Source organism: Aurantimicrobium sp. MWH-Uga1 (assembly GCF_003325955.1).
Lineage (GTDB): Bacteria > Actinomycetota > Actinomycetes > Actinomycetales > Microbacteriaceae > Aurantimicrobium.
Genome location: NZ_CP030929.1, coordinates 811,512 through 836,207, shown reverse-complemented (window position 1 = coordinate 836,207; position 24,696 = coordinate 811,512). Strand labels below are relative to the sequence as shown.

Annotated in this window: 21 protein-coding genes and 1 tRNA gene; 20 read left to right on the top strand and 2 right to left on the bottom strand. The window is 50.4% G+C overall.

From position 1 onward, the window contains the following. From fmt to pyk, 17 genes are all read left to right on the top strand, one after another. Nucleotides 1–915 carry a methionyl-tRNA formyltransferase gene (fmt, locus tag AURUGA1_RS04160; RefSeq protein ID WP_114129716.1) on the top strand — a complete coding sequence of 305 codons (915 nt, stop codon included), beginning with the start codon at nucleotides 1–3 and terminating at the stop codon, nucleotides 913–915. Continuing rightward, the gene (locus AURUGA1_RS04155) at nucleotides 912–2,321 is read left to right on the top strand and encodes an RsmB/NOP family class I SAM-dependent RNA methyltransferase (protein ID WP_256372947.1); all 1,410 of its coding nucleotides are present in this window, start codon (nucleotides 912–914) and stop codon (nucleotides 2,319–2,321) included. The genes fmt and AURUGA1_RS04155 overlap by 4 nt, the downstream gene beginning before the upstream one ends. 9 nt (nucleotides 2,322–2,330) lie before the next feature. Beyond that, a complete protein-coding gene (rpe, locus tag AURUGA1_RS04150) occupies nucleotides 2,331–2,996 on the top strand; it encodes a ribulose-phosphate 3-epimerase (RefSeq protein WP_114129003.1) in 666 nt (221 codons plus the stop codon). Nucleotides 2,997–3,019: 23 nt separating this feature from the next. Further along, a complete protein-coding gene (locus AURUGA1_RS04145) occupies nucleotides 3,020–3,283 on the top strand; it encodes a phosphoribosyl-ATP diphosphatase (RefSeq protein WP_114129002.1) in 264 nt (87 codons plus the stop codon). A gap of 39 nt (nucleotides 3,284–3,322) precedes the next feature. Then, nucleotides 3,323–4,162 carry an ATP phosphoribosyltransferase gene (gene hisG / locus AURUGA1_RS04140; protein WP_114129001.1) on the top strand — a complete coding sequence of 280 codons (840 nt, stop codon included), beginning with the start codon at nucleotides 3,323–3,325 and terminating at the stop codon, nucleotides 4,160–4,162. A gap of 2 nt (nucleotides 4,163–4,164) precedes the next feature. After that, nucleotides 4,165–4,926: an imidazole glycerol phosphate synthase subunit HisF gene (hisF, locus tag AURUGA1_RS04135; protein WP_114129000.1), complete on the top strand. Its 762-nt coding sequence runs from the start codon at nucleotides 4,165–4,167 to the stop codon at nucleotides 4,924–4,926. After that, entirely contained in the window at nucleotides 4,927–5,298 is a 372-nt protein-coding gene (gene hisI, locus AURUGA1_RS04130) for a phosphoribosyl-AMP cyclohydrolase (protein ID WP_114128999.1), read from the top strand. Further along, entirely contained in the window at nucleotides 5,298–6,830 is a 1,533-nt protein-coding gene (locus AURUGA1_RS04125; RefSeq protein ID WP_114128998.1) for a chorismate-binding protein, read from the top strand. The genes hisI and AURUGA1_RS04125 overlap by 1 nt, the downstream gene beginning before the upstream one ends. Further along, nucleotides 6,827–7,465: a Trp biosynthesis-associated membrane protein gene (locus AURUGA1_RS04120; RefSeq protein WP_114128997.1), complete on the top strand. Its 639-nt coding sequence runs from the start codon at nucleotides 6,827–6,829 to the stop codon at nucleotides 7,463–7,465. Before AURUGA1_RS04125 ends, AURUGA1_RS04120 begins: the two co-directional genes overlap by 4 nt. Nucleotides 7,466–7,499: 34 nt before the next feature. Further along, nucleotides 7,500–7,736, top strand: coding sequence for a DUF6704 family protein (locus AURUGA1_RS04115; RefSeq protein WP_114128996.1), 237 nt, complete (start codon nucleotides 7,500–7,502; stop codon nucleotides 7,734–7,736). Next, nucleotides 7,737–8,507, top strand: a complete 771-nt coding sequence (gene trpC / locus AURUGA1_RS04110) for an indole-3-glycerol phosphate synthase TrpC (RefSeq protein WP_114128995.1) — start codon at nucleotides 7,737–7,739, stop codon at nucleotides 8,505–8,507. It abuts the gene before it with no gap. Next, nucleotides 8,508–9,713 (top strand): tryptophan synthase subunit beta, encoded by a 1,206-nt coding sequence (gene trpB / locus AURUGA1_RS04105; RefSeq protein ID WP_114128994.1) that lies wholly within the window; start codon nucleotides 8,508–8,510, stop codon nucleotides 9,711–9,713. It abuts the gene before it with no gap. Then, complete coding sequence (gene trpA, locus AURUGA1_RS04100; RefSeq protein ID WP_114128993.1) at nucleotides 9,710–10,477, top strand: tryptophan synthase subunit alpha; 768 nt, start codon at nucleotides 9,710–9,712, stop codon at nucleotides 10,475–10,477. Before trpB ends, trpA begins: the two co-directional genes overlap by 4 nt. A gap of 33 nt (nucleotides 10,478–10,510) precedes the next feature. Next, on the top strand, nucleotides 10,511–11,371 hold the full coding sequence (lgt, locus tag AURUGA1_RS04095; RefSeq protein WP_114128992.1) for a prolipoprotein diacylglyceryl transferase: 861 nt from the start codon (nucleotides 10,511–10,513) through the stop codon (nucleotides 11,369–11,371). 178 nt (nucleotides 11,372–11,549) lie between these two features. Then, nucleotides 11,550–16,112: a glutamate synthase large subunit gene (gene gltB, locus AURUGA1_RS04090; protein WP_114128991.1), complete on the top strand. Its 4,563-nt coding sequence runs from the start codon at nucleotides 11,550–11,552 to the stop codon at nucleotides 16,110–16,112. Beyond that, on the top strand, nucleotides 16,105–17,562 hold the full coding sequence (locus AURUGA1_RS04085) for a glutamate synthase subunit beta (protein WP_114128990.1): 1,458 nt from the start codon (nucleotides 16,105–16,107) through the stop codon (nucleotides 17,560–17,562). Before gltB ends, AURUGA1_RS04085 begins: the two co-directional genes overlap by 8 nt. 64 nt (nucleotides 17,563–17,626) lie before the next feature. Beyond that, entirely contained in the window at nucleotides 17,627–19,072 is a 1,446-nt protein-coding gene (gene pyk, locus AURUGA1_RS04080; RefSeq protein ID WP_114128989.1) for a pyruvate kinase, read from the top strand. 44 nt (nucleotides 19,073–19,116) lie between these two features. Here pyk and AURUGA1_RS04075 read toward each other — a convergent pair. Beyond that, nucleotides 19,117–19,197: transfer RNA gene (locus tag AURUGA1_RS04075), tRNA-Leu, on the bottom strand. A gap of 35 nt (nucleotides 19,198–19,232) precedes the next feature. Between AURUGA1_RS04075 and AURUGA1_RS04070 the strand changes: the two genes are divergently transcribed. After that, complete coding sequence (locus AURUGA1_RS04070; protein ID WP_114128988.1) at nucleotides 19,233–19,850, top strand: ANTAR domain-containing response regulator; 618 nt, start codon at nucleotides 19,233–19,235, stop codon at nucleotides 19,848–19,850. Here the strand turns inward: AURUGA1_RS04070 and AURUGA1_RS04065 are convergent, their stop codons facing one another. After that, nucleotides 19,851–20,198, bottom strand: a complete 348-nt coding sequence (locus AURUGA1_RS04065; protein WP_240187407.1) for a PaaI family thioesterase — start codon at nucleotides 20,196–20,198, stop codon at nucleotides 19,851–19,853. Nucleotides 20,199–20,325: 127 nt separating this feature from the next. On the opposite strand from AURUGA1_RS04065, the gene polA reads away from it, so the two are divergent. Beyond that, on the top strand, nucleotides 20,326–23,043 hold the full coding sequence (gene polA / locus AURUGA1_RS04060) for a DNA polymerase I (RefSeq protein WP_114128986.1): 2,718 nt from the start codon (nucleotides 20,326–20,328) through the stop codon (nucleotides 23,041–23,043). A gap of 149 nt (nucleotides 23,044–23,192) precedes the next feature. Next, a complete protein-coding gene (gene rpsA / locus AURUGA1_RS04055) occupies nucleotides 23,193–24,650 on the top strand; it encodes a 30S ribosomal protein S1 (protein ID WP_114128985.1) in 1,458 nt (485 codons plus the stop codon). Nucleotides 24,651–24,696 lie beyond the last annotated feature (46 nt).

Sequence of the window (24,696 nt, the reverse complement as noted above, 5' to 3'; positions counted from 1 at the left end):
GTGAAGATCATTTTCGCAGGCACCCCCGAAGCTGCTGTTCCCACTTTAGAAGCTCTTCTCAGAAGTGATTTCGAAGTTGTTGCTGTGTTGACACGCCCTGATGCACCTCAAGGCCGCAAACGAATCCTTACTCCCTCTCAGGTTGCACAGGTTGCAATTGCTCAAGGCATTCCAGTTATCTACGCCAATCGAATAGATGAAGAGGTACAGAAATCCATCGATGAATGCAATGCCGATTTAGGTGTCGTCGTCGCTTACGGTGCTCTACTACCTCAGCGAACTCTAGATTCAGTAAAAAAGGGCTGGATCAACCTTCACTTCTCTTCCTTACCTCATTGGCGAGGTGCTGCACCTGTTCAGTGGCAGGTGATTTCAGGGGCAACTCATGCTGGTTCTTCTGTCTTTCACCTTGTTGAAGAACTTGATGCTGGTGATGTGTTTGAGACCCGAGAGTGGCCAATTCTTCCAGACGAAACTGCGGGAGAGTTGCTGACGCGGCTCTCGGTTCTTGGTGCACAGCAGGTGCTGGATGTCGTGGATTCACTCAATTCAGGAAATGCGCAACGTATGCCTCAGCGGGGAGAGTCAACCTTCGCAAGAAAACTCTCTTCAGAAGATGGACACCTTCATCTCGCCTCTGATTCTGTCGTGGTCTATAACCAATTCAGAGGAGTCACCCCAGAACCTGGTGCTTTTGTGATGATGGGCGAAGAGCGCATAAAGATTATTGATGCACGTTTGGGATCAGATTCAGCAATAAACCCTTCCACCATCTCTTCAGTTTCACAAAAGCTCTATCTGGGTTGTGCTGCTGGTTCAGTCGAACTGCTCAGCGTTCAACCCGCAGGTAAACAAGCAATGTCTGCCATGGACTGGTTCCGTGGCCTCAGGCAGGAAGTAGTACACGTTTCGTGAGCAACGACAAAAGACCACACACAAAAGGACCGAGACGTTCGAGACCTGTTACCCCATCACGTTTGGTCGCTTTTGAAGTTCTCATGGCCGTAGATATTGACGACGCCTATGCGAATCTGGCTTTGCCCGCAAAGATCAAAGAGTATGGGCTCAGTTCAAATGATGCTGGCCTAGCTACAGAACTCACCTATGGCACATTGCGCATGCAAGGGTTTTATGACCGCGTGATTGCTAATGCAGCAGCACGAGATATTGACACCATTGATCTCACTGTCTTGAACATTCTTCGTATGGGAGCTCATCAGCTTCTCAATATGCGTGTCTCACAACATGCGGCAGTTGATGAAAGCGTAAACCTTGCTGAACATAAGGCTTCATTAGGGGCGGTTGGCTTTGTCAACGCAGTACTTCGCCGAATAAGTCGTCACGATCTTGAAGACTGGCAAGAGTTCATCACCAAAGACATCTCGAATGCTGACGAACAACTTGGAGCACTGTATTCGCATCCTGTGTGGATTGTTCGTGCCCTCAAGCAGAGCCTGGAGGCAGAGGGCAGGGGCGAGGAAATTGAGAAACTTCTCTCAAGTGACAATGTCAATCCTCGTGTAACACTGGTTGAGCTTCCAGGTTTTGTTGATACCAACGATGACGTTGAAGGTGAACCCACCCGCTACTCTCCTTTGGGAATGTCACTGAATACTGGTGGTGACCCCACACGATTTGCTCGTGTGCGCGAAGGTGTCGTTCGCGTTCAAGATGAAGGTTCTCAACTTGCAGCACTTGTGCTCTCTCGTCACCACGACATCACAGCAGGGGAGAAGTGGCTCGATATGTGTGCTGGCCCTGGAGGTAAAGCTGCGCTTTTAGCAGCAGAGGCAACACTTGGTGGCGCAATCCTCACTGCCAATGAAGTTATTCCTGCACGTGCAGACCTGGTTCGTAAAGCCTTAGCCATACTTCCTGACGTCGACGTAGTAACCGGAGACGGTGTTGATATTGGACTGGATCAGCCGAATACCTATGACCGTATTCTTCTTGATGCCCCTTGCACGGGCTTGGGTGCTCTGCGTCGTCGCCCCGAGGCCAGATGGAGAAAATCTCCAAGAGACGTTGGTGATCTCACCGCTCTCCAAGCACAACTTCTCACAAGCGCCCTTCACACACTCAAGCCTGGGGGAGTACTTGCCTATGTCACATGTTCTCCTCATCTTGCGGAAACAAGAGCAATAGTCGAAGGTGCCTTTCGAAAGAATCAGAATGTTACAGAACTAGATGCGCGCGCCGTTTTGTCGGATATAGCAATGGAACAAATGGATATTGCTGGGGACACGCTTTCTGTTCAGCTGTGGCCCCATCGACATGGGACAGACGCCATGTTCATCTCACTTCTAACCAAGTCGGAATAGGGTGAGAACATGACCATTCGGATCAATCCCAGTATTCTTTCTGCTGACTTCGTTAACATGGAGCGAGACCTCGGTGCCATTGCGACAGCTGATTTGGCACATGTCGATGTGATGGACAATCATTTTGTTCCTAACCTCACTTTTGGTCCTCAGATGGTCGGTCGAATCCATGATGTTTCCCCCATTCCTCTTGACGTTCATCTCATGATTGACAACCCTGAACGGTGGGCACCCGGCTATGCAGAACTAGGAGCGTATTCGGTGACCTTCCATGCCGAGTCCACAGACAATCCCGTTGCGGTAGCGCGCCGTTTGCGGGAAATTGGTGCCCGTGCCGGTTTAGCGGTGAAACCTGGGACTCAGGTTGAGCCATATCTGGAACTGATGTCGGAATTTGATCAAATACTCGTGATGACGGTTGAACCGGGTTTTGGTGGTCAATCGTTTATCCCTGACGTTATGCCTAAGCTTGGGTTGCTCAATGAGGCACGTAAGAAAACAGGTTTGGATGTTTGGCTTCAAGTAGACGGTGGCATCACTCTGGACACCATCGTGATTGCTGCTGAAGCCGGTGCAGATACTTTTGTGGCTGGTTCTAGTGTCTATAACTCGGGAAATCCTGAACAGGCCATCGCAGGATTGCGTGCTGCAGCTCTCACTGCGCACAAACACTAGTTCAAGCAGGGTAGCCTTAAGGGGTGAAATCCTTTGATTCCCTCTTCTCTGAGCTCTCCGCCAAGGCAGTAGAGCGACCAGAAGGTTCGCGCACTGTCGCGGAACTTGATGCTGGCGTTCACGCTATTGGTAAGAAAATCGTGGAAGAAGCAGCTGAAGTCTGGATGGCTGCTGAATACGAATCTCACGAGGCAACTGCCGAAGAAATTTCTCAACTTCTCTACCATGTGCAGGTTTTGATGATTGCCAAAGGCATCACTCTCGACGAGGTCAACCATCATCTCTAATCGCTGAGTCTCATTCCCACTTCACAAAGGTTTATTCACATGTTGCGCATAGCTATTCCAAATAAAGGTTCACTCGCTGAAGTTTCAGCAGAAATGCTCTACGAAGCCGGTTATACCGGTCGAAAAGATCCTAGGGATCTCCACTATTCCGATACCCGTAACGGGGTTGAGTTCTTCTATCTCCGTCCACGAGATATCGCTACATATGTTGGTTCAGGGGCTCTTGATGTGGGTATTACTGGGCGTGATCTCCTTCTAGATTCCCACTCTGAAGCTAAAGAAATAGCAGAACTTTCATTTGGCGACTCCACCTTCCGTTTTGCAGGTCCTGCAGGATGTTTTGCTGATCTCGCAGATCTGGCAGGTAAGCGAGTAGCGACCAGCTACCCAGGCCTCGTTGGCTCATTCCTGGCACAAGCAGGTGTGCAGTCCCACCTGGTCAAGTTGGACGGTGCTGTTGAATCGGCTGTTCGCTTAGGTGTCGCAGACGCTGTTGCCGATGTTGTATCGACTGGGTCAACTCTGCGAAAGGCGGGCTTAGACATTTTTGGCCCTGTCATCCTTGAGTCCACTGCGGTGTTGATTAGTCGCGATGCATCCATCGAGGGAATCAGTACACTGATGCGTCGTTTACAGGGCGTTCTCGTAGCTAAACAATACGTACTGATGGATTATGACGTTCCAAAGAAGTATCTTGATGCCGCTTGTGCGATTGCACCCGGTATTGAGTCACCCACTGTAAGTCCACTGCACGACCCAGAATGGGTTGCTGTGCGCGTCATGGTTCCCCGTTCGGATCGTAATGACGTCATGGACAAGCTGTATGACCTGGGTGCTCGAGCTATTCTTGTCTCTGCGATTCATGCTGCACGTCTGTAACCATGTCTGTATCTGTTCGCATTATTCCCTGCCTCGACGTAGCTGATGGTCGAGTAGTCAAAGGTGTCAACTTCTTGAACCTCAAAGACCAGGGAGATCCAGTTGAACTCGCACGGTACTACTACGAGCAAGGTGCAGATGAGATTACATTTCTCGACGTTAAGGCAACGGTTGAAAACCGTTCCACCATGTTTGACGTCGTTGCACGCACTGCAGACGAAGTTTTTATTCCCCTCACTGTTGGCGGCGGTATTCGAACCGTTCAAGATGTTGCCCAATTACTGGCTCACGGTGCAGACAAGGTCGGCGTGAACAGCGCTGCCATCCGACGACCTGAGTTGGTGGACGAAATCTCAGGCCGTTATGGTGCACAAGTACTCGTTTTGTCCTTGGACATCACCCGTTCTTCGTCTACTCCCTCCGGTTTCGTTGTAACGACCCATGGTGGTCGTGAACTCACAGACATTGACGCGCTTGAATGGGCGAGAGAAGCAATTAATCGCGGCGCTGGTGAGCTTCTCGTGAATTCAATTGATGCAGACGGAACACAGGATGGTTTCGACCTCGAATTAATCTCTGCGATAAGGGAGATCAGTACTGTTCCCGTCATTGCCAGTGGAGGCGCCGGTTCTGCAGAAGATTTTCCCCCAGCTATTCTCTCTGGAGCAGATGCTGCGCTTGCGGCAAGTATTTTTCACTCAAAAGTTGTCACTATTGGAGAAGTAAAGTCAGTCTTGAAAAACGATGGATTTGAGGTGCGATAGATGTCAGCTTTCGATCCATCCAGCTTGAAGTATGACTCTCAGGGTTTGATCCCCGCCATCATTCAAGATGTTGAAAACAATGATGTGTTGATGCTTGGTTACATGAATGCTGAGGCCGTGCGCAGAACACTGTCTGAGGGGCGCGTCACCTTCTGGTCTCGATCCCGTCAGGAATTTTGGCGAAAAGGTGACACCAGTGGTCACGCTCAGTTCGTTCGTTCAGTTCACCACGACTGTGATGCCGATACTTTACTCATTGGTGTTGAACAGCGTGGTGCAGCCTGCCACACCGGTTCCCGCTCCTGCTTCGAAGACTATGACGTTCCAGCAGTCGTCGACGTTGAATCCTCCGTGACTGGACAGGGGGAGTAATGGCTACGCATGACACCAACTTGAACGCATTCAGTTCATTGCTTGCTGAGGGGCACAAAGTAATTCCTGTCACTCGCTCACTTTTTGCTGATGCAGAAACACCCATCAGTATTTATCGCAAGCTTGCATCAGGAGTACCTGGTTCGTTCCTGCTCGAATCTGCAGAACAGGGCGGTATTTGGTCCAGATTCTCCTTCGTGGGAATATCAAGCTACGGAGTCATTACTGATCATGGCGGAACTCCGCAGTGGCAAGATTTTGGTCTTTCCTCACAGGATGCTTTTGGTGGTGAGATTCCATCCACTGGTCTCAGTGCACTGGATGCTCTCTACCGTCATTGGAAGACACCTCACATTGAGGGGATGCCGCCGTTAACTGGTGCACTCGTTGGTTTTATCGGGTGGGAAGCCATTCGAGAGTTAGAAAATCTTCCAAGTGCTCCTCCTGCCGATTTTTCTATTCCTCGACAGGGTCTGAGTTTTTCTCGCGAGGTCATCGTTCTCGATCACAAATTTGGGACAGTCACTCTGATCTCGAATGTTCTTGTTTTGGGTGATTCACCTTCAGCTGAAGAACTATTCACTAGTGCACAAGCGCGTTTAGATGATCTACAACACCGACTCTCGGTGCCAGGGCCCGTTGGTTTGGCGCACATTGATCTTGAAACAATCGCCGAACCTCGTCTTCGCACTCCCAAACAAGAATTCCTTGATGCAGTAGTGACCTCCAAGAAACACATTGTTGATGGTGATGTCTTTCAGGTAGTTATTTCACAGCGCTTCGATGCAGATAATTCAGCTTCTCCAGAAGATGTGTATCGAGTTCTCCGGAGCTTGAATCCCAGCCCCTACATGTATTTGTTGGCCCTTGAAACTGTAGATGGCATTCCATATTCGATTGTGGGGTCGAGTCCAGAAGCACTTGTCAAGGTGTCTAATGGTCGTGTCTTTACGCACCCGATTGCAGGTTCCAGACCGCGTGGTGCTAATCCAGAAGAAGATCTCGAGTTAGAAACTGATTTGCTCGCCGATGCGAAGGAACGTTCTGAGCATTTGATGCTCGTAGACCTTGCTCGTAATGATCTTTTGCGAGTCTGTGATGCCGGTTCGGTTGAAGTTACTGAATTCATGCGTGTAGAGCGTTTCTCGCACATCATGCACATCGTCAGTTCAGTTGAAGGTAACCTAGCTTCAGAAAAGGGACCTGTTGACGTTTTTCGTGCAACATTCCCTGCTGGCACCCTGAGCGGTGCACCTAAACCCCGAGCTCTTGAAATCATTGATAACCTCGAACCAGTTCAACGTGGCGTTTATGGGGGAGTAGTTGGATATTTCGACTTCGCTGGTGATGCAGATTTAGCCATTGCTATCCGAACTGTTGTCCTCAAAGACAACAAAGCATATGTCCAAGCAGGTGCCGGGCTCGTGATGGATTCAATACCAGAATCCGAATATCTCGAAACTCAAAACAAAGCTGCAGCTCCGTTAAGAGCTGTGGCCATCGCAAACAAACTGAAGAAGGTACGATCATGAACTTTCGTAAGTTCAAGACATACTCATTGTTTGTTACCCTCTTTTTGTCATCGATGATTCTTCTTTGTTGGTCACAAAATTGGTTTTTCCTTGAAGTTACTTTTCCCACGGAGAACTCTGATGAATTGGCAATATCAGGACAAATAGCTGCACCAAGTTTGAGCGCGCTGGGTCTCGCTGGTTTTGCAATTACAGCAGCCCTCTCACTGTCGTCCATTCTGATGACACGAATTCTTGGTTCGCTTTGTGTAGTCCTGGGAATGTTTATTGTCCTCGTAAGTTTTGTTGCTTGGAGTGATCCTGTGTTTGCGGCTTCTGCTCAACTGACAGCACTGAGTGCCATCAGCGATATTCACACCCTGCGAACTCTTGTTATTGCAACTACAGCAACTGCCTGGCCGGGTATAGCAGCTGTGTCAGGATCATTATTCATTCCTCTAGGAATTGTGATTATGTTCACTGCGGGCAAATGGGGAACCGGTAGTCGAAAGTTCGACCGTAATGTTAAAAACAACAGGATTTCAACAAAAAACGCTGGTGAAAAAGCCGATGCTCAGAACAACGAGGATACTTCTTCGCTCAATATCGATGCCTGGGACTCCTTGAGCCACGGAATCGACCCAACCATCAACTAGAATTAATAGTGAAGATTTCATACTGAGGAGTGACATGAGCAACGACATCGTTGATCCAGGAGAGGGCCACTCGCCCGCAGCGTGGACTGCCGTAATTTCAATGTTGGTATTTTTTGTCATTGGGACAACCGCGTTTTTTCTTGCGATTGAATGGCTCGTCTGGGCTTCTGTCGTCGGTATTTTTGTCGGATGGGGACTTGGGTTCCTGCTGGCAAAGCTTGGATACGGCGTGAACGGTCCTAAGTTCACCCCCAAGACACACCACTACTAAATGCTGTCCGACCTAACAGCTGGCGCATTGGCGGATGCGGCTGCACGTCGTGAATATGCTTCATATGAACAGGTTGAAAAAGCAGCCCTTGCTCAGGTTCCAGCTCTAAATGCTCTTGAATTTCTTGCACCTAGCAATCACATCAAAGTCATAGCTGAAGTAAAACGAGCAAGCCCATCACGAGGAGATCTCTCTCCAATTGCTGATCCTGCTGCCCTTGCGCGTACTTATGCAGCAAATGGAGCATCCACAATTAGTGTCCTCACTGAAGGTCGCAAATTCAAAGGAACTCTCGATGATTTGCGTGCCGTTCGCGCAGAGGTTTCTGTCCCGGTCTTACGTAAAGACTTCATTGCGGAGAGGTATCAAATCCTCGAAGCTCGAGCTGCCGGAGCGGATATTGTTCTGCTTATTGTTGCCGCACTTGATCAAGAACTTTTGGCAGAACTTAACGAGTTTGCTCTTTCACTAGGTCTTTCTGTTTTGGTAGAAACCCACTCACGGGAAGAACTGCATCGGGCACTAGATATTGATGCGAAGCTAATTGGAATTAACGCTCGTAATCTCAACACTTTTGAGTTGGACAGAGATTTATTTGCATCACTCGTGGGCGAGATTCCATCTGACGTCATCAAAGTGGCAGAATCAGCTGTACGAAACGCAACAGATGTTCAGCATTATCGAGACGCAGGTGCTGATGTTGTTCTCGTAGGTGAAGCACTCGTCACCTCAGATCCTGCAGCAACCCTCCAATCCTTCCTGGCGGTATAAATGGCTCTTCGTGAAGAACTAGGTCCTTACTTCGGTGAATACGGTGGACGTTTTGTTCCCGAATCTCTCATTGCTGCCCTTGATGAGCTTTCGGTCGCGTATGAACTTGCCAAGAGTGACCCCGGTTTTCAGCAAGAATTAGCGGATCTTCATCGCACCTACACCGGTCGGCCTTCCATCATTACTGAAGTTCCTCGTTTTGCAGAGCACGCCGGAGGGGCTCGAATCTTCCTCAAGCGTGAAGACCTCAATCACACTGGCAGTCACAAAATCAACAATGTTTTGGGGCAAGCCCTCTTAGCGAAGCGTCTAGGAAAGAGCCGCATTATTGCTGAGACGGGAGCAGGCCAGCATGGTGTTGCCAGTGCCACCGCAGCGGCACTATTTGGGCTCGAATGTGTTGTCTACATGGGTGAAGTTGATACTGAGCGACAGGCACTCAATGTGGCCCGAATGCGATTACTCGGTGCCACAGTTATCCCTGTAACAACCGGCTCTCGCACCCTTAAAGATGCCATCAATGAGGCACTTCGTGACTGGGTTGCCAACGTGGACACAACTCATTACTTGCTGGGTACCGTTGCTGGGCCACATCCATTCCCCGTCATGGTTCGTGATTTCCACAAAATCATTGGTGAAGAAGCACGAGAACAAATGCTTGAACTCACCGGACAACTTCCAACTGCAGTTGCTGCGTGTGTTGGTGGTGGTTCAAACGCCATCGGCATCTTCCATGCGTTCCTGGATGATCCTTCGGTTGGTCTCTACGGTTTTGAAGCAGCTGGTCGAGGTGTAGATACGCCTGAACATGCTGCAACCATTACCAAAGGTCGCCCAGGTGTCCTTCACGGTGCACGTTCCTACATGCTCCAAGATGAAGATGGACAGACCATTGAGTCGCACTCCATCTCTGCGGGCCTGGATTACCCCGGTGTTGGTCCAGAGCATTCCTGGTTGAATGACATTGGTCGAGCACACTATCGCCCCATCACGGATGCAGAGGCAATGGATGCTTTGAGACTCCTCGCACGCACTGAAGGAATCATTCCTGCGATCGAGACCGCTCATGGGCTTGCTGGCGCCCTGCAGTTGGGTAACGAGCTCGGTCCCGACTCAATCATTTTGGTGAATAACTCTGGTCGTGGAGACAAAGACATGGAAACGGCTGCCAAGTATTTTGGCATTCTCGATGGGGGATCAAAATGACTTCCAAAGTTGAAGCAGCTATCTCTGCTAAAGGCAAAGTATTGATTGGTTACCTTCCTGTTGGATTCCCCACACTTCAAGAAAGCATTGAAGCCGCGGTAGCACTAGTTGAAAGTGGCGTAGATATTCTCGAGCTAGGGGTTCCTTACTCAGATCCAGTCATGGATGGTTTGGTCATTCAAGAAGCAACTCAGGTTGCCCTAGCAAACGGATTTAAACTGCCCCAAGCTATCGAAGCAGTGAAGCAAATCACCTCTCGTGTTGATATTCCAGTTCTATTGATGACCTACTTCAACCCCGTTATTCAATATGGTGTGGACAAGTTTGCTTCAGATCTGGCTGCCGCAGGTGGTGCGGGTCTGATTACTCCAGATCTCATCCCAGATGAGGCGGGCGAGTGGTTAACAGCCGCTGATAAGTACGACCTTGATCGCGTATTCTTGGCCGCTCCATCCTCCACAGATGAACGCCTAGCTCAGGCGGTACAGAACAGTCGAGGATTTGTTTATGCAGTTTCAACTATGGGCATTACAGGAGCACGTCAAGACGTAGATGTAGCCGCGAAATCTCTCGTTGCACGTCTGCGCTCGGTAGGCGCTACTCACGTAGGTGTTGGTGTGGGAATCTCGAACGGTGCTCAAGTGAGCGAGGTACTGGCATACGGCGATGGTGCCATAGTTGGGTCTGCACTTGTCAAGTCACTTAACGATGGCGGTATTGATTCACTTCGTTCAGTCGCTGAAGAACTCGCTTTAGGTAAGTAACTCATTGCCCACTTTCCAACCTAAGCTGGAATTATGCACCTAATTACGAGTATTCCAAGCCCCACAATTCAATATTTTGAGTTAGGTCCATTGCGCATCCACATCTATGCGCTGTGTATTCTTGCCGGCATTGCTCTGGCAACATGGATTACAGATGCTCGCCTTACTAAGCGGGGTGCTGAAAGAGGTGTTGTCCTCGACATCATCTTGTGGGCAGTGCCGCTAGGAATCATTGGTGCACGTTTCTATCACGTCTTCACTCACCCAGCTGACTACTTTTATGATGGCGCAGACCTCCTGAAAGTTTTTTATATCTGGGAGGGCGGCAACGCTATCTTCGGATCGCTCTTGGGTGGTGCAGTAGGTGCCTGGTTTGGATGTAAGCAAACTGGGATTCGCTTCTGGTCATTTGCGGATGCCCTTGCCCCTGCGATGTTGATCGCACAATCAGCAGGTCGCCTTGGAAACTATTTCAACCACGAACTCTTCGGTCAGCCCACCACGTTGCCTTGGGGGCTCGAAATTGAATCGACAAACCCTGCATTCCCAGCTGGCTTACCTGAAGGAACTCTCTTCCACCCCATGTTCCTTTATGAAATTCTGTGGAACCTTTTGGGTGCGTTTGTCATCATTGTGCTGGAACGAAAGCTCTACCTTCGCTGGGGTAAAGCTTTTGGTGTCTATCTCATTTGGTATGGAATTGGGCGTTCTGTATTTGAGACATATCGACTGGATTCGAGCGAAACGTTCTTATCTATCCGAACTAACGTGTGGGCGGCACTTCTTGCGGTTCTTGTCGGACTAGTGATTATCTTCATTCAGAACCGACGCCATCCTGGTAAGGAGCTCAGTGTCTACGTAGAGGGCGGTCCTGCTGTAAAGTTAGATAAGTAAGTTATCTCACTCGGATCCGGGTAAAGATGCCCCCGTTATCGATGTAACTTCACCACTTCAACCCGCCACAAGCGGCCCGGGAGTTCACACGAGCGACAAGCTCTCGCGTTTCACTATTCAAGATGACTTTAGGGCCAGTGTCGTCCCTCCCGATTATCTGTTTCGAGAGGAGGGTTCCATGTCGCTAGCGACTCCCTATCAACGCTTTTCCTTGGCACCCGCGGCCCAAGGTCTTTATGACCCCGCCCTTGAGAAGGATGCCTGTGGTTTAGCCATGGTCGCTACTTTGAGGGGAATTCCTGGACACGACATCATTGATGTCGCACTGAGCTCGCTTCGTAACCTCGAGCATCGTGGTGCTGTGGGTTCTGACGCTGGTACTGGGGATGGGGCCGGTATCTTGACGCAAATTCCTGATGCATTTCTGCGTCAGGTCGTTGATTTCGACCTCCCCGCTGCAGGAAGTTTTGCCGTAGGTAATGCTTTTCTGCCTCTAAAAGATTCTGATCGGGCTGCTATTCAGGCACGTTTTGCAGAAATTGCACACAGTGAAGGTCTCAAGGTATTGGGATGGCGCGTTGTTCCAACTGCGCCGGAAAACTTGGGAAAGCTTGCCCGCGAAGCAATGCCCGCCATTGAACAGGCTTTCGTCACATCAATTTCTGGAGATTTGTCCGGCATAGAGCTTGATCGCTTGATTTACCGCTTGCGCAAGCGCATTGAACGCGAATGCGAAATCTATTTCGCATCATTGTCCTCTCGTACCCTTGTCTACAAGGGTATGGTTACTACCTTGCAGCTGGAGCCTTTTTATCCAGATTTGAGCGATGCACGTTTCGCTTCCACACTTGCACTGGTGCATTCGCGATATTCGACGAACACGTTCCCCTCCTGGCCCCTGGCCCACCCCTTCCGCTTCATCTGCCACAACGGTGAAATTAACACCGTTCAAGGAAACCGAAATTGGATGCGTGCCCGACAGTCTCAACTAGAGTCTGAACTTCTTGGCGACATGAAGGATCTTCTTCCTATTTGCACGCCAGGTGCTTCGGACAGCGCGTCTTTCGACGAGGTTGTAGAACTTCTCACATTGGCTGGTCGTTCACTTCCTCATGCCATCATGATGATGGTTCCCGAGGCATGGGAAAACCAGCCAGATATGGACCCCAGCCGACGTGCGTTCTATGAATACCACTCATCGTTGATGGAACCTTGGGATGGCCCTGCTGCTATCTGCTTTACTGACGGTTCTCTTGTCGGTGCAACTCTTGACCGTAACGGTCTGCGGCCTGGACGTTACCTTGTCACCGATGATGGCCTCATCGTCGTGGGTTCAGAAATCGGTGTCTATGACGTTGACCCCGCAAAAGTAGTCCAGAAGGGACGCTTGCAGCCCGGCAAAATGTTGCTTGTTGACACCGTTGCTGGTCGGATAATCTCTGATGAAGAAATCAAGAGTGAACTTGCCGCTTCTGGTCCTTGGCAGCAATGGATTGATCAGTCGCGTATTGACCTAGAGGAACTCCCAGAGCGCGAGCACATTGCGCACACTCGTAGTTCAGTGATTCGCCGTCAGCGCACCTTCGGATACACAGAAGAAGAACTCCGCATCATGCTTGCCCCCATGGCAAAAACCGGTACCGAACCTCTTGGTGCAATGGGAACAGATACTCCTATCGCTGTTCTTTCATCTCGACCACGTTTGCTTTTCGATTACTTCGTTCAGCAGTTTGCCCAAGTTACAAACCCGCCACTGGACTCCATCCGTGAAGAAGTAGTGACCAGTCTGAAGCTGGGACTGGGACCTGAACGCAACCTGTTAGCTGCCGGTCCCGAGCACACCGAACAGGTAGTTCTTGATTTCCCTGTGATTGATAACGATCAGCTGGCAAAGGTTCTCCACATTCGCGGAAAGAACGGCACCCGTGAAGGCATCAAGCTCAAGGGTCTCTATAAAGTTAACAAAGGCCCTCGTGCCATGGAGAAGCGTCTGGCACAGCTTTGTGAAGAAGTTGATGAAGCTATTGCTCAGGGCATCAAATTCATCGTGCTCTCAGACCGTGATTCAAACTCAGATATGGCGCCTATTCCATCCCTGATGATGGTTTCAACAGTTCACCACCACCTGATTCGTACGGAAAACCGCACCAAAGTCGGCATTGTTGTTGAAGCAGGCGATGTTCGTGAAGTTCACCACGTCGCTGTATTGCTGGGTTATGGTGCCTCTGCAGTCAACCCCTACCTCGCGATGGAAACCTGCGAGCAGCTGGTCCGTGATGAATTCATCACGGGCGTGACTGCGGAGAAGGCAACCAAAAACGTTATCAAGGCACTTGGTAAGGGTGTTCTGAAGGTGATGTCGAAGATGGGTATTTCCACCGTCTCCTCGTACACCGGTGCACAGACTTTCGAAGCTGTTGGGCTCTCACAGGAATTTGTTGACCAGTACTTCACGGGAACTAACAGCAAGCTCGGGGGAGTAGGAATCGATGTTATTGCTGCTGAAAACCTCGCACGCCATTCTTCTGCCTATCCTTCTGATGGTGCGCCGCTGACTACTGAACGCTTGACCACCGGTGGCGAGTTCCAGTGGCGTCGTGATGGTGCGCCGCACTTGTTTAATCCAGAAACGGTGTTCAAGCTTCAGCACTCCACCCGTGAACGTCGTTTCGACACTTTCCGGGAATACACCAAGCTTGTGGACGATCAGACTCGTGAGTTGATGACACTTCGCGGTCTGTTCACGCTTGAAACAGGCAAGCGTAACCCAGTACCTCTCGATGAGGTTGAGTCTGTTGAATCCATCGTCAAGCGATTCTCAACTGGTGCAATGAGTTATGGCTCGATTTCTCCTGAGGCCCACGAAATACTCGCTATTGCGATGAACTCCATCGGAGCAAAGAGTAACACGGGTGAGGGCGGAGAGGACGTCGCCCGACTCCTTGAACCCACACGCCGTTCTGCCATCAAGCAGGTTGCTTCGGGTCGTTTTGGTGTCACCAGCATGTATCTCACCCACGCAGATGACATCCAGATCAAGATGGCTCAGGGTGCGAAGCCCGGTGAGGGTGGTCAGCTCCCCAACAACAAGGTTTACCCCTGGATCGCGCGCACACGTCACGCGACTGCAGGTGTTGGGTTGATTTCACCACCCCCACACCACGACATCTACTCCATTGAAGATCTCAAGCAACTGATCTTCGATGTGAAGCGCGCGAACCCCGCTGCTCGCGTGCATGTGAAGCTCGTGAGCCAGTCAGGCATCGGTGCCGTAGCTGCAGGTGTATCCAAGGCACTTGCTGACGTCATTCTCATTTCAGGTCATGACGGTGGTACGGGTGCGAGTCCATTGAACTCGCTCAAGCACGCTGGCACACCCTGGGAGTTAGGTCTTGCAGAAGCCCAGCAGACCCTCATGCTCAACGGCATGCGTGATCGTGTTTCTGTTCAGGTAGATGGTCAACTCAAGACCGGCCGCGACGTTATTGTTGCTGCTCTTCTGGGGGCTGAAGAGTTTGGTTTCGCAACCGCACCACTTGTGGTCTCTGGCTGCATCATGATGCGTGTGTGTCACCTCGACACCTGCCCTGTTGGTGTCGCAACACAGAATCCTGAACTTCGTGCACGCTTCACGGGTAAGCCAGAGTTCGTGGTCAACTTCTTTGAGTTCATCGCCCAGGAAGTTCGTGAATACCTTGCAGAGCTGGGCTATCGCAGCCTTGACGAAATCATTGGCCGTAATGATCTCTTAAACGTCAATGACGCTGTCGAACACTGGAAGTCTGAAGGTCTTGACCTTGAGCCAATCCTAGTTGGCCCAAAGTTCCTTGCTGATGAACCTCGTATCCGTGCACGAGCACAAGACCACGAACTCGAAGAACACTTTGACAACGAGCTCATCAATCTTTCTCGTGCAGCTTTGTCTGAGGGCAAGCCTGTTTCGATTGAGCTTCCTATCCGCAACACCGAACGTGCGGTGGGAACCATGCTAGGTCACGAACTGACCAAAAAGTTTGGTCAGGATGCTCTGCCACATGGCACTATCGACATCACATTAACGGGAACAGCTGGCCAGTCTTTTGGTGCTTTCGTTCCCGCAGGAATCACCCTACGTCTGGTAGGAGATTCGAACGACTACGTGGGTAAGGGGCTTTCGGGCGGTTCAATCGTTGTAAAGCCTTCACCCTCTGCGAGCTTTGCTCCGGAAGAGAACGTTATCGCTGGAAATGTTATTGGTTATGGCGCTACCAGTGGCTCTATCTTCATCAGTGGACTTGTCGGTGAACGATTCCTAGTTCGAAACTCTGGTGCTACCGCTGTTGCTGAAGGTGTGGGAGACCACGCTCTCGAATACATGACCGGTGGTCTGGCAGTCATTCTCGGTTCAACCGGCCGTAACCTCGGTGCCGGTATGTCAGGTGGTATTGCGTATGTGTACTCCCTAGACCCCAACAAGGTTAATGCTGATTCGCGTGAATCTGGTGAGCTTCGTTTGGAGACTTTGGGAAGCGCAGATGCAGAAATCCTTAAGGACATTCTTGAGTCTCATCTCGCTGAGACCGGTTCACCCCGAGCTGCCGCACTTCTTGCCAACTTTGAGAAGTCGGTAATCGACTTCACCAAGGTCGTTCCACGTGATTACGCGGCCGTTCTCGAAATTCGTCAAGATGCTGAAAATTCAGGCATTGATCCAGACGGGGATGCAACCTGGCAGAAGATTATGGAGGTGACCGGTGGCTGATCCCAAAGGTTTTTTGAATACACGTCAGCGTGAACTTCCTGCACGTCGCCCCGTTCCTATCCGCCTTATGGACTGGAAAGAAGTATATGAAGCAGGTGATCGTGAGACGCTTGTTCGTCAAGCAGGTCGCTGCATGGATTGTGGAATTCCGTTCTGTCACCAAGGCTGCCCATTAGGCAACCTCATTCCCGAATGGAATGACCTCACGTGGCGCGGAGATGACAAAGACGCAATTGATCGTCTGCATGCGACAAATAACTTCCCAGAATTCACTGGACGACTGTGTCCTGCGCCCTGTGAATCTTCCTGTGTGCTGAGCATTAACCAGCCTGCTGTGACGATCAAACAGGTTGAAGTATCCATCATCGATAAAGCTTTCGATGAAGGGTGGGTGACACCACTTATTCCAGAACGCCTTTCAGGTAAAACTGTTGCTGTTGTTGGTTCGGGCCCTGCAGGTCTTGCTGCTGCGCAGCAGCTCACCCGCGCAGGTCACACTGTTGCCGTGTATGAACGTGACGAAAAGATCGGTGGTCTCCTTCGCTACGGTATTCCAGACTTCAAGATGGAAAAGATCCACATCGATCGTCGTCTTGCCCAAATGGAAGCGGAAGGTACTCGTTTCCGTCCAGGAGTCAACATTGGCACAGACATTTCGTGGGAAGACCTGCGCAAGCGTTATGACGCCGTCGTCGTTGCTACCGGTGCCATGGTTCCTCGTGACCTTCCTATTCCAGGCCGTGACCTCAACGGAGTTCACTTTGCTATGGAGTACCTTGCACAATCCAACCGTGCAGTTGATGGTCTGGATGTTCCCAACCAGATTCACGCACAAGGCAAGCATGTTGTCATTCTCGGTGGTGGTGACACGGGTGCTGACTGCATTGGTACCGCTCACCGCCATCAGGCAGCTTCTGTGACCAACTTGGCCATTGGGAAGCAACCACCGACTGAGCGCCCTGATTCTCAGCCATGGCCAACTTTCCCGAACCTTTTCGAAGTCGCAAGTGCGCACGAAGAGGGTGGCACACGCGAGTACTTAGTCTCCACAGTTGAGTTCTTAGGTGACAAGGACGGTAATGTTCGCGCAGTTCGCGTTGCTGAAACTGAATTCCTTGACGGAGCCCGTGTTCCTAAGGCAGGAACTGAACGTGAAATCCCAGCAGATTTGGTCCTGCTTGCGCTTGGATTTACAGGCCCTGAAGGTGACATCGCCACCTCAGAACTCGGCGTAAGCCTCAACCAGCGTGGCAACATCAACCGTGATGAACACTATGCAACAGCTGAACCTGGCGTTTTTGTAGCTGGAGATGCTGGGCGCGGACAATCACTGATTGTCTGGGCAATCGCAGAGGGTCGCGCAGCTGCAGCAGCAGTTGACCGCTACCTTGAAGGTGAAACGTTGCTTCCAGCTCCGGTAGCACCCACAGACCGCGGCTTCGCGGTTTAGTACGATAAAAACAGTCGCACCTCCCTCCTGCGACCTGGCACCACTGAAACGAAAGAGACATTTCATGAGACGCGCCAAAATCGTTGCGACCTTAGGTCCAGCAACTTCTAGCTATGAAAGCCTGAAGTCAATCATCGAAGCTGGTGTTGACGTGGCACGTATGAACCTCTCGCATGGTTCCTACGATGTTCACGAAGAGGTTTACCGCAACGTTCGCAAGGCCGCTGCAGATGTAGGCAAGCCCGTAGCTGTCCTGGTTGATCTCCAGGGTCCCAAGATTCGTCTTGGCAAGTTCGAAGGTGGTCCCTACGATCTTGCTGAAGGCGACATCTTCAAGATAACCATTGAAGACATCGTTGGTAACAAAGAAATCAGCTCCACCACGTTTAAGGGTCTCCCTCAGGACGTCAAGCCTGGTGATCCTCTCCTCATTGATGACGGTAAAGTCACCCTCCGCGTTCTGGAGACCGATGGAACCGTAGTGACCACTGTTGTTGAGGTTCCTGGACCTGTTTCCAACAACAAGGGAATCAACCTTCCCGGTGTTGCTGTGAACGTTCCTGCTCTTTCTGACAAGGACGAAGCAGACCTTCGTTGGGGTCTTCGCTTGGGCGCGGATTTCATCGCGTTGAGCTTTGTTCGTGATGCTGCTGACATCAAACGTGTTCACGAAATCATGGACGAGGAAGGCGTTCGCCTTCCTGTTATTGCCAAGGTTGAAAAGCCTCAGGCTGTCGATAACTTAGAAGAAATTGTTGATGCTTTTGACGCCATCATGGTAGCTCGTGGTGACCTTGGTGTTGAGCTTCCTCTGGAAGCAGTTCCCATCGTCCAGAAGCGTGCCGTTGAACTCGCTCGTCGTTGGGCAAAGCCCGTCATCGTGGCAACTCAGGTGCTCGAATCCATGATTTCTAGCCCACGTCCGACACGTGCTGAAGCTTCTGACTGTGCAAATGCTGTGCTGGATGGAACTGACGCTGTCATGCTCTCTGGCGAAACTAGTGTTGGTGAATTTCCCACGATTACTGTTGCCACCATGGCTCGCATCATCGAGTCAACTGAAGACCACGGTATTGAGCGTATTCCTGAGCTTGGCACCAAGCCTCGCACCCAGGGTGGAGCGATTACCTTGGCAGCAAAGGAAGTTGCTGAATTCGTTGATGCGAAGTATCTATGTGTATTTACCGAGTCTGGTGATTCAGCTCGTCGTATGGCTCGTCTTCGTTCAGACATCCCCATGATTGTTCTTACCCCTCATGAACACATTCGTCGCCGCATGGCTCTGACGTGGGGCGTCAAGTCTTACTTGGTGGATGCAGTAACTCACACAGACCAGATGTTCGGTCAGGTTGATGACCTCCTTCTCGGTGAAGGGCTGGCTGAAGCCGGTGACAAGGTCGTCGTTATTGCGGGATCCCCTCCCGGAATCGCAGGCTCTACAAACGACCTTCGTGTTCACAAAGTTGGAGATGCGCGTAACGCAGCAGCTCCCGCATACGAAAACCTCTAGAACACATCAGAAAAGCCCCTCATATGAGGGGCTTTTCTTGTTTGTGCCGAATGTGGGACTTGAACCCACACGTCCGAAGACAAAGCATTTTGAGTGCTCCGCGTCTGCCATTCCGCCAATTCGGCTCTTAACATCTATAAGAATATCCTAGGCTTGAGTCATGGCTGACCAAGAAATCCAAACTCCCACGAAACGTCGAGTTGTTGTTGCAGAAGATGAGTCACTTATCCGTATGGATATTGTCGAAACACTTCGAGATAACGGGTTTGATGTGGTCGGCGAAGCAGGGGATGGCGAAGCTGCAGTAGCGCTAGCAAAGGAACTCCGTCCAGATTTGGTCGTCATGGATGTGAAAATGCCTAAGTTGGACGGTATTTCAGCTGCAGATCAGCTCAACAAAGAACACATTGCTCCCGTTGTGCTGCTGACGGCATTTAGCCAGAAAGAACTCGTAGAGCGTGCAACAGAAGCTGGGGCATTAGCCTATGTCGTCAAGCCATTCACTCCCAACGATCTCCTTCCTGCTGTAGAAATTGCACTCTCTCGTTGGGCGCAAATAGTTGCTCTAGAAAACGAAGTAGCAGATCTATCTGAGCGCTTTGAAACGCGCAAAATTGTGGATATTGCAAAGGGAATTCTCAACGAAAAAATGGGACTTACAGAACCAGAAGCTTTTCGCTGGATTCAAAAGGCCTCAATGGACCGTCGACTGACAATGAAAGACGTTGCCATCACTATCGTTGAGCAACTTGGGTCCGACAACAAAAAAACGAAGTAGTTACTTTTTATCTTTGATGAAGTTGGTCAATCGGACAGTCGATAACCTGCGGCCTTCTTGATCAGTGCAAACAATTTCGTGAGTAGTAAGGGTTCTTCCCAAGTGAAGTGCCCGGCAGGTCGCAATCACATAGCCTTCACGCGCACTCCCTGTATGAGTTGCGTTTACTTCAATACCTACCGCTACTCGCCCTTCGCCGGCAAACATATTTGCGCAAATCGAACCTAAACCTTCTCCAATAACCACGTAGGCACCACCATGAAGTATTCCAACGGATTGTGTATTACCAGCAACCGGCATTGTGGCTACGGCGTATTCGGGAGAGAGTTCGTGAAGCTGAATATCCATTTTTTCCCACAATGGTCCTGCAGAGAAACCTCTGAACTGTTCAAGGTTGAGAACGGGGGGACGAACGTATTCAGCTGACATCCGGTTTCCTCCTGAATAGGTCTTGCCCGCTGTGTAGGCTGGGCACGTGTCGAATACAGCTCAGCCTACCTTGATGGTTATAGATGGTCATTCCCTCGCTTTTAGGGCCTTTTATGCTCTTCCAGTAGACAGTTTCAAAACCGCAGACGGTCAACACACAAACGCTATTCATGGTTTCATTTCGATGATGCTTAATCTGTTGGCCAAAGAGAAGCCAACACATTTAGCAGTAGCTTTCGACATCTCACGATTCTCTTTTCGCACCCGGGAATACCCCGAATACAAAGGAACACGTGGTGAAACGCCACCAGAATTTATTGGTCAGGTTCCACTCCTTCAAGACGCACTTCACGCAATGGGGATCACAACACTCACCAAAGAAGACTTCGAAGCTGATGATATTTTGGCAACTCTGGCTGCTCAAGGTTCTGCTCAGAACTATAAAGTTCTTGTCGTCTCCGGCGATCGTGACACTATTCAGCTCATTGATGACAACGTCACCTTGCTCTATCCCTCCAAGCAGGGGGTTTCAGAACTCACACGATATGACGCTACAAAAGTGTTTGAGCGCTATGGAATCCAACCTCACCAATACCCAGAGATTGCTGCCCTGGTCGGGGAAACCAGCGATAACTTGCCTGGTGTCCCCAAGGTTGGCGAAAAGACTGCGGTTAAGTGGATCAACGAGTATGGCTCTTTAGATGAAATTCTTCGGCGCGCAGACGAGATTGGTGGCAAAGTCGGCGAAAGTCTCAGAGAGTACAAAGACAACGCCATCAGAAATCGAAAGCTCAACAGACTTGTTAGCGATGTCGACCTCCCAGTTGGTCCAGCAGATTTAGAACGTCAACCCTTTGATGTTGAAGCTGTTAAAGACGTGTTCGGTCGCTTGGAATTCAAATCCTTACTCACAAGAGTGTTGACTCTTGCTGGAGAAACAGACGGTACGCCACGTCAAGCTTCGCCAGTTACACCATCTCAGAACAGCCAACCAGCTCTTTCTCCGGTGACTCCTTCGTCGCCTATAAACGATGCAATACCTCCGCGTTCCCAACAGATACTTGATGAAGAACTTGCTGCATGGCTCCACCGCGCATCAGATTCGTCGCCACAAGGTATTGCTGTTGAAGTTGAGGTGTATGCCTCTGGAATTGCCTCAGTCGGTCTAGCCACTGAGAATGAAACTGTTCTCGTTCCTTGGTCCCCAGTGCTCGCTGATATTCAACCCTTGATAGATTGGCTGGCATCACCGACTCCCAAGATTTTTCATGGTGCTAAAGAACAACTCAAGACGCTATTTGCAGCAGGGGTCGTTTTTGAGAGCCTTGGCTTCGACACAGAAATTGCCGATTGGGTTTTGAGGCCAGATTCCTCAAAACGAGAACTTGGCGATTTAGCAAAGTTATATCTCAACGAAATTTTGCCCGAGCCTGACCCAAATCAACTTGTTCCTGATGATTCAGCACTAGACGTTGCGGGCCGAGCGTGGTTTATTCGTCGAATCGATGAGGCTATTCGTTCGGTTATGGATGCGGCAACACTTGCATTGTTTTTGGAGATTGAGCTTCCAACGTTGACAACTTTGGCAGCCATGGAACTTCGTGGCATTACCGTGAACAAAGCAAAACTGGAAAATCTTTCACGTGAACTTGGTGATCGTGCTGAAAAAGCCAAACAAGAGGCATTTGCAGTTATTGGCCGCGAAGTTAACCTTGCGTCACCAAAACAATTGCAAGAAGTGTTGTTTGATCAGCTAGGCATGCCAAAAACACGTGCTACAAAAACGGGATACACCACCGATGCCACTGCATTAGCCGACCTTCAAGCTACAAACCCGCATCCATTCTTAGGTTTGCTATTAGAACATCGTGATGTCACCAAGCTCAAACAAATAGTTGAAACCCTAATCCAAGCAATTGGCCCAGACGGACGTATTCACACCACATATGGCCAAACAGGAACCAGTACTGGGCGACTTTCTTCGGCGAACCCCAATCTTCAAAATATTCCTATACGTACCGCCGACGGTCGCCGTATTCGCGAAGCGTTTGAAGTTGGAGACGGTTTCGACACTCTATTTACGGCTGACTATTCACAAATCGAAATGCGTATCATGGCGCATTTTTCTGAAGATGAGGGCCTCATCGAAGCCTTTATTTCAGGGGAAGACTTACACCGCTTTGTTGGCGCGAGAGTTTTCGGCGTACGACCAGCCGATGTCACTTCAGATATGAGGAGCCAGGTCAAGGCAATGAGCTACGGCCTGGCATATGGCCTCAGCGCCTTCGGTTTAGCCAGGCAGCTAGGTATTGACAACAGTGCCGCCAAGAAACTGATGGCGGATTACTTCCAACGATTCGGGGGAGTGCGTGATTACCTCAGAAGCGTTGTAGAAGAAGCACGAGCTCAGGGCTACACGCAAACACTTTTTGGGCGCAGAAGACCTTTTCCTGATCTTACAAGCCCCAATCGTGTACTGCGCGACAACGCAGAACGCGCCGCGCTCAACGCACCGATGCAGGGAACAGCTGCAGACATCATGAAGATTGCAATGATTGGAATTGAACAAGATCTTGAAGCATTAAATCTGAAATCTCAACTCCTGCTTCAAGTTCATGATGAATTAGTGCTAGAAATTGTGGAATCTGAACGTGAACAAGTTGAAAAGATAGTTGTTGACAGAATGTCCCACGCAGCCAAATTGAGTGTTCCCCTCGACGTTCAAATCGGTCTTGGACACAATTGGAACGCAGCAGCCCACTAGTCATCTTTCCGCGAGTTTGCGCGGAAGTCTCTAGTCCAGTAATCTAATGATTGCACATTTGTGCGCCCTATCCGTCTGCCCAAAAGACAATTGAATCAGCTTGCTGTGTCTCAAGGCCCGAATTAAATAAATACTGGAGCACGTTTTACATGACGCTTGTAGCAAAGAAAGCAGCCACTCAGGTTGCAATCAACGACATCGGTTCTGCTGAGGACTTCCTCGCCGCTGTCGAAAAGACACTCAAGTTTTTCAACGATGGTGACCTCATTGAAGGAACCGTTGTCAAGGTAGATCGCGACGAGGTTCTCCTTGACGTTGGCTACAAGACCGAAGGTGTTATTCCTTCCCGCGAACTTTCCATTAAGCACGACATTGACCCTTCCGAGGTCGTCAAGGTTGGCGACACTGTAGAGGCACTTGTTCTTCAGAAGGAAGACAAAGAAGGTCGTCTTATCCTCTCCAAGAAACGCGCACAGTACGAGCGTGCATGGGGAGATGTTGAAAAGATTAAGGACGCAGACGGCATCGTTACCGGTTCTGTTATCGAAGTTGTTAAGGGTGGTCTGATCGTAGACATCGGTCTGCGTGGATTCCTTCCTGCGTCTCTCATCGAGCTTCGTCGCGTTCGCGACCTGACCCCTTATCTCGGACAGGACATCGAAGCCAAGATTCTTGAGCTGGACAAGAACCGTAACAACGTTGTTCTTTCTCGCCGTGCACTCCTTGAGCAGACACAGTCCGAAAGCCGCAGCACCTTCCTGGTTAACCTTCAGAAGGGTCAGATCCGCAAGGGTGTCGTATCGTCGATCGTCAACTTCGGTGCATTCGTTGACCTCGGTGGCGTTGACGGTCTCGTCCACGTTTCTGAGCTCTCTTGGAAGCACATCGAGCACGCTTCTGAAGTTGTTGAAGTTGGCCAGGAAGTTACCGTCGAAATTCTCGAGGTTGACATGGACCGCGAGCGTGTATCGCTCTCGCTCAAGGCAACTCAGGAAGACCCATGGCAGGTATTTGCCCGCACCCACGCAATCGGTCAGGTTGCTCCCGGTAAAGTCACCAAGCTTGTTCCATTTGGTGCATTCGTTCGCGTCGCAGACGGTATCGAAGGCCTTGTTCACATCTCGGAACTCTCTGGGAAGCATGTCGAACTCGCAGAGCAGGTTGTTTCTGTTGGAGACGACGTCTTTGTCAAGGTCATCGACATCGATCTCGAACGCCGTCGCATCTCGCTCAGCCTCAAGCAGGCAAACGAGGGTGTTGACCCCGAAGGTACTGAGTTTGATCCCGCCCTCTACGGCATGCTCACTGAGTATGACGAAAACGGCAACTACAAGTACCCAGAAGGCTTCGACCCAGAGACCAACGAATGGCGTGAAGGCTTTGATGCCGCTCGCGAGAAGTGGGAACTGGACTACGCAGCAGCTCAGGCACGCTGGGAACTCCACAAGACTCAGGTCAAGGCAACCCTTGAAGCAGAGGCAAACATTCCTGACGCACCTGCACCAGCTGTAGAAAGCACATCATTTTCCAGTGAAGCAGAATCCGCAGGTACTCTTGCCGATGACGAGTCTCTAGCGGCTCTTCGCGAAAAGCTCGCAAACAACTAATAGTTGTGTCTACTTATGGGTGAGGCCACATGGCCTCACCCATAAG